10 protein-coding genes are annotated in these 10,542 nt (G+C 71.9%); 7 read left to right on the top strand and 3 right to left on the bottom strand.

Annotated elements, in window-relative coordinates; genetic code table 11:
* Positions 1 to 336: 336 nt before the first annotated feature.
* Positions 337 to 2,997, bottom strand: a complete 2,661-nt coding sequence (locus ACA361_RS41665) for an AAA family ATPase (protein ID WP_375020685.1) — start codon at positions 2,995 to 2,997, stop codon at positions 337 to 339.
* Positions 2,998 to 3,118: 121 nt separating this feature from the next.
* On the opposite strand from ACA361_RS41665, the gene ACA361_RS41660 reads away from it, so the two are divergent.
* The gene (locus ACA361_RS41660) at positions 3,119 to 3,487 is read left to right on the top strand and encodes a nuclear transport factor 2 family protein (RefSeq protein WP_375020684.1); all 369 of its coding nucleotides are present in this window, start codon (positions 3,119 to 3,121) and stop codon (positions 3,485 to 3,487) included.
* Between the two features lie 468 nt (positions 3,488 to 3,955).
* Here the strand turns inward: ACA361_RS41660 and ACA361_RS41655 are convergent, their stop codons facing one another.
* Positions 3,956 to 4,156, bottom strand: a complete 201-nt coding sequence (locus ACA361_RS41655) for a hypothetical protein (protein WP_375020683.1) — start codon at positions 4,154 to 4,156, stop codon at positions 3,956 to 3,958.
* Between the two features lie 619 nt (positions 4,157 to 4,775).
* On the opposite strand from ACA361_RS41655, the gene ACA361_RS41650 reads away from it, so the two are divergent.
* Entirely contained in the window at positions 4,776 to 5,207 is a 432-nt protein-coding gene (locus ACA361_RS41650) for a hypothetical protein (protein ID WP_375020682.1), read from the top strand.
* Positions 5,208 to 5,238: 31 nt separating this feature from the next.
* Here the strand turns inward: ACA361_RS41650 and ACA361_RS41645 are convergent, their stop codons facing one another.
* Positions 5,239 to 5,565: a UBP-type zinc finger domain-containing protein gene (locus ACA361_RS41645; protein WP_375020681.1), complete on the bottom strand. Its 327-nt coding sequence runs from the start codon at positions 5,563 to 5,565 to the stop codon at positions 5,239 to 5,241.
* Here ACA361_RS41645 and ACA361_RS41640 point away from each other — a divergent pair.
* From ACA361_RS41640 to ACA361_RS41620, 5 genes are all read left to right on the top strand, one after another.
* Entirely contained in the window at positions 5,558 to 6,829 is a 1,272-nt protein-coding gene (locus tag ACA361_RS41640; RefSeq protein ID WP_375020680.1) for a LysR family transcriptional regulator, read from the top strand. The genes ACA361_RS41645 and ACA361_RS41640 overlap by 8 nt on opposite strands.
* Before the next feature lie 99 nt (positions 6,830 to 6,928).
* On the top strand, positions 6,929 to 7,276 hold the full coding sequence (locus ACA361_RS41635) for a hypothetical protein (RefSeq protein ID WP_375020679.1): 348 nt from the start codon (positions 6,929 to 6,931) through the stop codon (positions 7,274 to 7,276).
* Positions 7,277 to 7,885: 609 nt separating this feature from the next.
* The gene (locus ACA361_RS41630) at positions 7,886 to 8,296 is read left to right on the top strand and encodes an STAS domain-containing protein (RefSeq protein WP_375020678.1); all 411 of its coding nucleotides are present in this window, start codon (positions 7,886 to 7,888) and stop codon (positions 8,294 to 8,296) included.
* A 442-nt stretch (positions 8,297 to 8,738) separates the two neighbouring features.
* Positions 8,739 to 9,299: a hypothetical protein gene (locus ACA361_RS41625; RefSeq protein WP_375020677.1), complete on the top strand. Its 561-nt coding sequence runs from the start codon at positions 8,739 to 8,741 to the stop codon at positions 9,297 to 9,299.
* Between the two features lie 264 nt (positions 9,300 to 9,563).
* Complete coding sequence (locus tag ACA361_RS41620) at positions 9,564 to 9,938, top strand: STAS domain-containing protein (protein WP_375020676.1); 375 nt, start codon at positions 9,564 to 9,566, stop codon at positions 9,936 to 9,938.
* Positions 9,939 to 10,542 lie beyond the last annotated feature (604 nt).

Raw genomic sequence — 10,542 nt, 5'->3', positions numbered from 1 at the left:
ACATCGTCGTCCAGGTGCACGTAGAGTGCGATCAGAAGGGCGTCTAGATCTGTCTTCACACACCGATCCTGGGCGCCCTTCACCATGCTCGCGGCCGGTTCAGCAATAACCCATCAACGATCTAGGGTGCGGCGCGTTCGCGGCACGGCGAACACGCCAGCGCACCCACCGACCACCATCGGCGCTGACTCATGGTCCTTGCTCGGCAACAAGTTACCCGGGTGGCCGTCGTCCCGGGGCGATTCGGTCGAACTTCCTGTACGCCCCGGGAAGAGCACGCGGTGACCGAGGACTCATCGATGACCGGTACTTCGCCGCCCGGGCTCCGGTGACCGTTCAGAGGTCGAGGCCGGCGAGTTCGGCGCGGGAGGCGACGCCGAGCTTGGGGTAGGCCTTGTAGAGGTGGTGGCCGACGGTCCGCGGGCTGAGGATCAACTGGGCGGCGATGTCCTTGTTGGACAGGCCCTGCGCGGCGAGGCGGACGATGTGGCGCTCCTGCGAGGTGAGGTCGTCGTGGGCGCCCGGCCGGGTCCGTCGGGGAAGCCTGGTGCCGGTGGCCTGCAGCTCGATGCGTGCCCGGTCGCTCCAGGGACGCGCGCCCAAGCGGTCCAGAGTCTCCAGCGCGCTGGTCAGGTGGACGGCGGCGGTGCTCTTGCGGCGTGAGCGGCGCAGCCATTCGCCGTACAGCAGTTCGGTGCGGGCGTGGGCGTACGGCTGGGTGATGTCGAGCGCGGCCAGGTAGTGGCGTTCGGCCTCCTGGCCGGTCGCCAGCAGGGCCCGGCAGCGTTCGGTGGTGGCCTGGTGCAGGGGCTGGCCGGAGGCGCGGGCCCAGCGCTCGTAGCGGGCGAACGAGGGCCGGGCCCGGTCGGGTTCGCCGTGCCGTACCGCGGCCTCGACCAGGTCGGGGACACAGCGCATCGCCGAGACGTGGTACCAGCCCGGTCCGCGGGTGAGGGCGTCGAGCCTCACCAGGGCCGCCTCCACCCGGCCCTGGCCGAGATCGAGCACCGCCTGGGCCCAGTCGAGCCAGTGCGCGCCGGGCATCGGGACCGCACCGCCGCGCGCGGCCTCGGCGCTCAGCCGCAGACAGCGGTGCTCGTCGCCCTCCACCGCGGCCGTGTAGGCGAGCAGTCCCCGCAGGAGCACGGCCCACTGCGCCTGCCGGGTGTCCTCGGCGGTACGCAGCGCGTCCTCGGCGGTCGCCGTCGCGTCCTGGTGGCGGCCGTGCTGGAACAGTTCGGCCTGGGCCTGGAAGAACTGCAGCATCGGCAGGACCCCGATGCCGCCGTGGGCGCGGCAGAGGGCCTGCATCCGGGTCGCCTGCTGCAGGACGTGGGCGTCCGCGCCGATCAGCAGGGGCGCGCCGCAAGCCAGCGCGTAGTCCCGGAGCGGGGCTCCGGGCACAGGGGTCAGGTCGGCCAGCGGCACCGCGTCCCCGGGGTCAGGGTCGAGCAGCCGGGTCAGCACGCCAAGGAACAGTTCGGCGACGGGACGCAGTTGCGGGTCGGCCCGCGGCGCGGCGGCCCGCAGCCGGTCCCAGACCTCCAGGAGGGCATCGTGCCCCAGATACCAGGCGGTCTGCACCGCCTGGACCAGGGCCCGAGGCGCCCGTTCAGGGGACAGGTCGGCGGCCGAGATGACCAGGCGGTGCGCGGCTCCGTACTCTCCGCGAGAGAACGCAGTGGTCGCCCGGACCTGGGCGAGCCGCGCCGCGAGGGCGGGATCGGCGGCGTCGCCTCCGGCTTCGTCGGCGAGCCGATCGGCCCCGTCCAGATCGCCGGCCTCGGTGGCCGCCTCGGCGGCCAGAGCCAGCCGGCCGGCCCGTTCGGCGGAGCCTTCGCTCAGCTCGGCCGCGCGCCGGTAGGCGGCCGCGGCCGCGGCACTGCCCAAGCGCGCGGCGGCCCGCCGCGCGGTGCGTTCCAGTTCGGCGGCGATGCGCTCGTCCGCGCCGGCGGTGGCGGCGGCCCGGTGCCAGGCCCGGCGATCGGCGTCCCGGTCGCCGGACAGCACCTCGGCCAACGCGCCGTGCACCGCCAGCCGTAGGCCGACCGGCGCGCGCTGGTAGACCGCCTCCCGGATCAGCGGATGGCGGAACCGTACGGCCCGCTCGTCCGCGGTGATCAGCCCGGCCTCCTCGGCGGGCGGCAGATCGGCCGTGCCCACGCCGAGCCGGGCGCCCGCCGCCAGCACTTCACCCAGCCCGTCTGCGACGGCCGCGACCAGCAGCAGCAGCCGGGAACGCTCGGGCAGGTGGTCGACCTGCCCGGCGAACGCGGCCTGGAGGCGGGCGGTGAGCGGGAGAGCGGTGGACGCCGTGCCGCCAGGGTCGTGCAGCGCGGCGGGCAGCTCGATCAGCGCGAGCGGGTTCCCGCGCGCCTCAGTGAGCACCCGGTACCGCCGCGCGGGCGTCAGCCCCGACCGCGCGGTCTCCTCCAGCAGCGCCGCCGCGGCAGGCACGCTCAGACCGCGCAGCCGCAGTTCCGGCAGGCCCGGGAACTCCTCGTCGCCACGGGTGGCGACGAGGAGGCCCACCGCGTCGGCGTCCAGCCGCCGCGCCGCGAACGCCAGTGCCTCCATGGACGGACGGTCCAGCCAGTGCGCGTCGTCCACCAGGCACAGCACCGGGCGCTCCTCGGCCGCCTCGCCCAGCAGCGACAGCACCGCCAACCCGACCAGAAGCCGGTCGGCTCCCGTCGCCGGTGCCAGGCCCAGCGCTCCCGACAGGGCATGCCGCTGCGGTTGAGGCAGTGCGTCCAGCCGGTCCAGCAGCGGGCTCAGCAGCAGGTGCAGACCCGCGAACGCCAGATTGCGCTCGGAGCCGGCGCCCGCCCGCCGGATGACGCGCAGCCCCTCCCCCCGAGCGGCGGCCAAGTCCAGCAGGGCCGTCTTGCCGATCCCGGGCTCGCCGCGCAGTACCAGCGCCCCGCTGCCGCCCGTACGGACCCGGCGGAGGAGCCCATCAACGGCGGATATCTCCGCGTCGCGCCCGTACAGCATGGTCAAGACGCTACCGATGCCTGCCGGTCATGACCAAAACGATTACCTATGGACGACCGATTCGCCGATCACGGGGGCCGTCTAGCGTTCTGTGCGTACCGAGGCAATCACGGAGGGCATCATGAACGACGTCACCGAACTGGTCACCGACTATCTCGCCATCTGGAACGAGACCGACCCGGCCGCGCGCCGCGCCGCGATCGAGAAGATCTGGGCCCAGGACGGCACCTACACCGACCCGATCGCCGTCGCCGAGGGCCACGACGCCATCGACGCCACGATCGCCGCCGTCCAAGGCCAGTTCCCGGGCCTGGCCTTCAAGCTGGCCGGCCAGGTGGACGCCCATCACGACATCGCCCGCTTCACCTGGGAGCTGGGCCCCGAAGGCGGTGAGGCCATGGTCGTCGGATTCGACGTCGCGGTCCTGACTCCGGACCGGCGCATCGCCAACGTCTACGGCTTCCTGGACAAGGTCCCCACCGGATTCTGAGAGCGCCCAAGGGGCGCGGCCCTCCACGCCGCGCCCCGGCCGCCGCAGCGATTCTGCGCGGCCGTCGGCCATGCGGAGAAGAACGCCGCCTGGGCCCGCGCGCAGGCCGGGACCTCGACCTGGTGGTGAACTCCTCAGACGCCCTGAGCGGTCACTCCGTACGGATCCAGGCGTGCGAGCAGGTTCCGCGGGAGTGCTGTCGGGTTCGGATGACCGCCGGTGCCCGCTGCTCCGGTCCCGGCCACGGCGAACGCGAGATCCTCGACGGTCTCGGCTTCGAGGTCGACCGCGGCGAGCCGATCTGTATCGTCCGCCCCTCGGGCGTCGACACGTCCAGACCAACGGTCGGGGTTCGAATCTACGCCTGCGGTCGGGCAGCGGCCCGTAGGCGCAGGAACGCGGTCAGCAGCACCAGCCCGACGAGCCAGCCGAAGAGCAAACCGTAGCCGTAGCTCTGGGAGGCGTCGCTCATCGCGTACGTCCCGTCCAGAAGACGGCCAGGCCGGCGGCCAGCAGCGTGACCGCGATGACAGCCGGCGAGACACCCCAGTCGGGACCGCCGGGGAAGATCCGATCCGGCGGGTCATCGGGCCTGGCCGGAACGTCGGCCCGCGGGATGCCGGTCAGCCCGGCCTCCGCACCGCCGAGCCGGTCGAGCCGGCCCAGCAAACGGCCACCGCCAAGACCAGCACCGGAATCAAGGCCGCCTCGGTCACAAACAACCGTTGCCTGTACGACATGTCCGTGAACGCTAGGCGCGCGACTTCCCCATGCGGATGGATGGCTTCACGTGATCGTTACCTTGCCCCGGCACATCCGCCGATCCACCGGCTCGTGGTGTGCCTCGGGTTGTGCGGAGTCGCGTTTCTGAACCCCGCCAGACCGCGCCGATCTGTCTGCGTGATGACGTGTGCTCGGATCGCCTGTATCCCTGGCCGAGCGGCCGGTATTGGCTGGTAATCGGTCGGTCACTGCTGGGGCTGCGCCGGCCGCCCGGGTCCGTCTGGAGGCCAGAGCCCACGGGTGCCGGCGCCGGACGGTCCTGGGCCGGCGGCCGGTCGCAACAGGATCTGCGGCGTTCGTGATACCCCTCGGACAGCCATGGTCCTGCCATTACGGCTCGGCCACCAGTGCGGGGACGAAGCCGTCCTCCGCTTTCCTGCCGCGTCGAGAGAAGTCAATGGTGAACAGCGCAGACCTTGATCGAGCAGCCTGTGACCCGCTGAGCCGGGTCGCTTCGGCCGGACCTGGCCGTGACGCCCCGCGAGGGGGCACCGCTGCACGTGCGGTGGCGCGTGGCGGCCCGCGGACCGGTCTCCTGCCCGCCGGGGCCCTCCCCGCCCCGGTACCGGCGCAGGTGCGGTACGCCCGTGCCTACCTGACCTCCCGGTACGCCACCGGCGTGCACGAGGTCCTCTGGGAGGCCAGGGAGCGGCCGATGCCCGACGGTGATGCCGTCGACGCGGTCCTCACCGCCTCCGATCACTCCCGGCGGGGCGCCGGCGAACCTCTCGGGCTGATGGACGTCGCGGCGGCGCTGGTGGTGCTGAGCGCCATCCGCCTGGGGCTGGACCGGGCCGAGGCCCGCCTGCTGGACACCGCGCAATCCTCAGGCATGAACGTCGAGCAGATCGCCGCGATCCTCGATCGCAGCACCGAGGAGGCCGGGGAACATCACCGGAGCATCAAGGCCCGCCCGGACGAGCCGGCGGCGGGGTGAAGGTCACGGCTCCCGTGGCCGGTGAACTCGTTCAGACCTCGCGCTGGTGCACGTAGCACCATCTCCATGACGATCCAGGCTCCATGGCGCCCACGACCGGGTGATCGGTCTCCCGATAGTGCGCTCGGCCGTGCTGGCTGGGAGAGTCGTCCGAGCACGCCACCCACCCGCAGTGCAGGCATGCCCGCAGCTTCGTCCAGGTGCCGCCGGCCTTCTGGCAGAGCGGGCAGCCGCCCTCTCGCGGGACCGCCGGCACCACTCCGTCGAGATGTTCGCAGCGAGGGGCCGACCCGTTCGGGCGGATCGCAGGGATGTTGAGAGTAAGGGGTGGGCGAATGCCGTCGTGATCGATGTGCATGACCGATGCTCCTTCCGTTCCGAGCCCGGCAATACGTCGTTCGGATGGACTTTTCCCGCTCATCGCCATCCAGCCAATCGCGCTGCCATCACCGCGGAAACAGGTAAGGTGCGCGGAACTCATCACCAAAGCGCATGACCCAGAGCGGCGAAAAGCCGCCCTTCCTGCCGAGCGGACGCCAACGTATGCTCGGCTGAGGGCCGTCGCGACTCGGGAAAGAAGCCCGGCGGCCGTGGGCCGGCCGTCTGCGCGAACGAACCGCACCGGCTCGGCCGAACGGGCGATGACATCCCCCGGGGGGTGCCGCTTGGAACTCCGCCAGCTGCGTTACTTCGTCACCGTTGCCGACGAACTGCACTTCGGACGGGCGGCCGCCCGGGAGCACATCGTGCAATCGGCGTTGAGCCAGCAGGTGCAGCGGCTGGAACGCGAGCTGGGGGTGCGCCTGCTGGAGCGCAGCACCCACCATGTCGCGCTGACCACCGCCGGAGCGGCCTTCCTGGTCGAGGCGCGGCAGATCCTGGCGCACGTGGACAGGGCGGCACGGGTCGCGCGAACCGCGGGCAGTACCTCACCCGCTCTGAGGGTGGGCATCATCGACGCCGGCTACGACTCGATGCCCCAGCTCCTGCACCAGGTCCAGGCCCGCTATCCCGACCTCGTCATTCACCAGATCGAGGCAGGGGTGCCCGAGCAGTACCAACTGCTGGCCGACGGCCGGCTGGACGTCGGCATAGGCCGTGCCGCGCTCGCCCCACCCCAGATCGCCTCGCAGCTGTTCCGCCTGGACCCGCTGGGCATCCTGCTCCCGCGCGGGCACCGGCTGGCCGACCTGGAGGCGGTGCCGGTCGCCACTCTGGCCGAGGAGCCGCTGCTGCTCGCCGAAGATGCCCGGGCTCCGGAGTTCAACCAGTTCACCATCGAGCTGTGCCGGTCGGCGGGCTTCACCCCGACGGTGTACGAGGGGACCGTCGAAAGCACCCGAGCCGCCGCCGCCCTGGTCGCCCAAGGGCGCTGCCTGTACTGCGTGCCGTCCTCGTGCACCAGCGCGCTCCCCGGCACCCTCTGGCGTCCGCTCACCGGGCCGGCCTCCTTCTACCCGTGGTCGGTCCTGTGGCGCGCGGGCAACGAGTCCGACCACGTCACCGCGATCGTCGACTGCGCCCGCGCCATGGCCGCGCACTTCGGGTGGCTCACCGGCACGGAGCCGTCTTCCGCCGGCCACACCGGCACCGGCCGCAGCGGATCGCACCGGCTTCGGTGATGTCCTTCTCGACGGCGCGGTCCCAGCCGTTGGAGCGGTCCTGCGGTGCGGGCTCAGGGGAGCGGAAGTTCGGCACGGCTCCATGCGGGGAGCATGGCCTTGGCGGTCGACAAGCCCGGCGGGACGTCCGGGCCGGAGGAGATGATGTGCATGAGGGGAACGGTGCCCGAGGTGTGGGTCGCGGCCGGCGGCGGCTGCGACCTGGTCCGCGCCGACGCGATCGTGATGCTGCGCATGGACAGGACCGGCCGGCTGACCGCGCAGCTCCGCGACGACGCCAAGCTCAGCGTGACCCTCCTGGAGGGCTCGGCGGGCGACCATCCGCCCGCCGACTTCCATCGCCGGTTGGTCCGGACGATCGCCGAACTCGCCGACTCCAACGATCCGCACCTGGTGAGCGCACGCGACGAAGACGGCACCTGGCGCTGGGTCAGCGAACCGCTGTAGACGTCCGGCGTTCGTGCTCGGCGGCATGCGGCGACGTCGGCGGAAAGGTCACGATGCGTTCCGACGACCGGCTCCAGGCCGCCCTCGGACGCAGCAGATCGACCTCGGCCCAGTCCCTGAACGCGGGTACCACGAGCCGGGCCAGCCGCCGCAGCGCCTCGATCTCGTTCAGCGGGGAGCTGGATCGCCGCCGTCTGCTCACCGGATGCCCAAGCCCGCGCAGCCGCGGGCGTCCTCCGGAGCCGAAGTGACTGCACCGGGTGTTCGGATCTCGGTCTGCCGCCGGCGTTCAGGCGAAGGGAGCCGGCACGGGCGGCATAGTGGTATTTGGTGGTCGATGGAGTAGGTTGGCATCATCCGGTAACGCCGAGGTCGCGTTCTGAGGCCGACGCCAAGCCGGGCTCACCCCTGAAGGGGATGGCATCGTGATCTCGGTTTGAGGCGATCCACTCATGGGCCTGCACGGTCCGTACGGGAGCACCGGGCGTCTCGTGCCCGTGGCCGCCGAGGAGGCGGCGCACCGCACCGTCCGGCATCGCACCGGTCACGCGGCGGCGAGGCCGGTCACGGAGTCGGCCGCGGACTCCCCACATGCGATCGGAGTTCGCGATGACCATTCATCCGCTGCCGGTACCACTGACGGCTTGGCGTAAGACGGCCACACCTCCTGCCGAGGTGAGCATGCCCGCCCACCCGCGCCCTGGCCACACCATCGTCGCGCTGCACGGTGACCTTGACGCGGACTCGGCCCCGGCTCTGCGCGCGCATCTGCTGGGCGTGCTGCACCGCAGTGCCCGGCTGCTGTTGCTGGACCTGGGCGAGGTGCCGCTCTGCGACGCCGCGGGACTGGCCGTGCTGATCGGGACCCAACGCCGCGCCACCGGTCTGGGCATCACTCTTCGCCTGGTTCGTCCCCGCCCTCAGACCACCATGTTGCTGCACAGCACCGGGCTGGCCCGCAGCCTCACCGTCCAACGCTCCGCCACATCACCGGCCATCACCATGGCCCGGGCCTGCTGAGTCCGGCGCCGCGACCTGAGCGGGCGGCGACGACCGCTGGGTGCCACAGAGCCGCCGCGCCGGGGCGGCCCGTTCCAGGACGGGCGTCCCGGTTCCGTCCTCGCCCGGGTGGACGACGTCACCGGCCACAGCTTCCGGATTGGATATCCAGCATGCACATCATCGGCGCCCTGCGGGATCCGTCTCAGCAGACTCGCGAAGGCTCTTCCGGCCGCACGCTCGACTCGATGCGAGAGAAGCTCGTCGCTCTCCCGCCCCGGCGCGAACGTCCGAACGCCGCTCTGCCCGGCCCCGGCCCGCTGAGGAACGCCGGCGTCGCAGGTGTGAACACGTGTACCGCCACCCCCTGCCGCCCACCTGGACACGGACGCCCCCGCGCCCCGGGCCGGGAACCGGGAGTACGGCCTCACCGAACCAACGCACGGAGCCGGGACCTGGCGACATGACGGACGCCGAGATCACCCCCGCCGCCTGGAAGAGGGCCAACAGCACTCGCACCGCCACGGGCCGCCGGCGGCTCGATGCCACCTTCGAGGTGATGACGGCGGTCCTGGACGGTACCGACCTGACCGCCGCACTGACACTGGTCGCCGCCCGTGCCCATTCCATGGCCGGCGCCCGGCTGGCCTTCATCGTTCTGCCGCTCCCGCAGACCGATCTGCTGCGGATCGATATCGCGGTCGGGACCGACTGCGCCCGGCTCCGAGGTCAGACCTTCCGGTGCGGCCGCTCGGTCATCGGCCGAGCCTTCAGAGCCCGGCGTGCCCTGTCCACACAGATCGCCGTGGGGCAGGTCCTCAGTGATCTGCCGACCGGCCCCATCCTCTTGCTGCCCCTGGAGACCGGCGAGGCCACCCACGGAGTCCTGGCCGTCTCAAGCGGCCCCGGCAAGCCGCCGATCGACACCCCCACCGCCCGGGAACTGTTCCGCTTCGCCACGATGTCCGCCACGTTGATCGACCTGGCCGAGGAGCATCGCGTGGCCGGCCAGCCGACACTGTGAAGCACATGCTCCAAGCGCGCGCGTCGTCACGAGTGTAGAAGCCGACTGCGGGGACGGTGCTGGCGGGAACGGGGGACAGGCGGCGGGCCGAGCGGGTGGTGGCGCAGGTCGGCGGTTCTGACCATAGTGGCCGGGGCCCGTGGGTGCACCTATTCGCACTGGGTACCGGCGGGCGTGCGCATGGAGGTTTGAGAGCGGCGTATCCGGCGAGAGTAGGGGCACTCTGGGGCGTCGCGACGACGCCCGAGGTGTGGGGGATGGCCGATGGTGCCGCACGACGAGGCGTGGCCGGCGGAGGATTGGCTGGCCGGGAAGCTGGGCCTCGGCGTGGAGCCGGTGGGTGCGTGGTGGCTGGTGCGGCTGCGGGGAGACCTGGATGTGGTCACCGCGCCGCTGCTGGTGGAGCGGGTCGGCAGGCTGATCGAGCCGCACGCGGCGACCCCGGTCGCGTTGGAGACCTCGCAACTGCTCTTCTGTGACTCCTCCGGTCTCAACGCGCTGGTCCGCTTGTGGAAGCGTGCCGCCGCGGCCAGCGGGCGGCTGGTACTGGTCCAGCCCACTGCCCGGCTGGTCGACGCCCTGGCCGTCACCGGGCTGGACCGTTTCCTGCAGGTGCACGGCACCCTCCCGGATGCGTGACGCTTCCGACGGCTGGACCCATGGGACGAACCCACGATCGCCCTGGCCGGATAAGCTGTGGGGCGATCTGTGCGTCCAGCCACCTTCACGGTGCGGCTCTCGTGGCAGCAACGTCCGCAGGCCGGTGGCGGCCTGGAGTTCCACGAGCCAGGAGTGATTCGGCCAGAGAACGTAGATCGCTTTCCTGGGCGGTGGCAGGGCGTGGGTTGTCTTTCAGCTTGCGCCCCCCTGAGTTCACCTGCGTCTGGGCAGCAGCTCCCTCGACCTCACCCTGGTGATCGTGTCGAGGCCCGCCGTGCTCGGGGATTCGTGGTCATGCCACGCCGCTGGAGCGTGGAACGCACGCTGTGCTGGCTGGTGCGAGCCTGCCCCCGACATGCGGCACTACGAGCGGCCGCCCCAGCACTCCAAGACTCGTCTGACCTGGGCGGTCGTGACCCGGCCAAGCCGCCGTCGGGCCAAGCGGGCGCCGCGCCGCCCGGCGCCGCGTTCCCGCCGCCGACCTGGCACCGAGTGCCTTGGTCTCCGGCGGCGGACGGGCGGCCGTTGTCCGCGATCGTACGGGTCCCGCCGGATGGGGTTGGGGTGTTGGCGGCGGGGGTAA

It is taken from the genome of Actinomadura sp. 21ATH (genome assembly GCF_041951345.1).
GTDB lineage: Bacteria > Actinomycetota > Actinomycetes > Streptosporangiales > Streptosporangiaceae > Spirillospora.
This window is presented reverse-complemented; position numbering and strand designations above follow the sequence as displayed.

Coding starts and splice junctions, on each gene's coding strand:
- ACA361_RS41665 (WP_375020685.1), bottom strand. CDS start 2,997: ATGCTGTACGGGCGCGACGCGGAGATATCCGCCGTTGATGGGCTCCTC.
- ACA361_RS41660 (WP_375020684.1), top strand. CDS start 3,119: ATGAACGACGTCACCGAACTGGTCACCGACTATCTCGCCATCTGGAAC.
- ACA361_RS41640 (WP_375020680.1), top strand. CDS start 5,558: ATGTGCATGACCGATGCTCCTTCCGTTCCGAGCCCGGCAATACGTCGT.
- ACA361_RS41645 (WP_375020681.1), bottom strand. CDS start 5,565: ATGCACATCGATCACGACGGCATTCGCCCACCCCTTACTCTCAACATC.
- ACA361_RS41630 (WP_375020678.1), top strand. CDS start 7,886: ATGACCATTCATCCGCTGCCGGTACCACTGACGGCTTGGCGTAAGACG.
- ACA361_RS41625 (WP_375020677.1), top strand. CDS start 8,739: ATGACGGACGCCGAGATCACCCCCGCCGCCTGGAAGAGGGCCAACAGC.
- ACA361_RS41620 (WP_375020676.1), top strand. CDS start 9,564: ATGGTGCCGCACGACGAGGCGTGGCCGGCGGAGGATTGGCTGGCCGGG.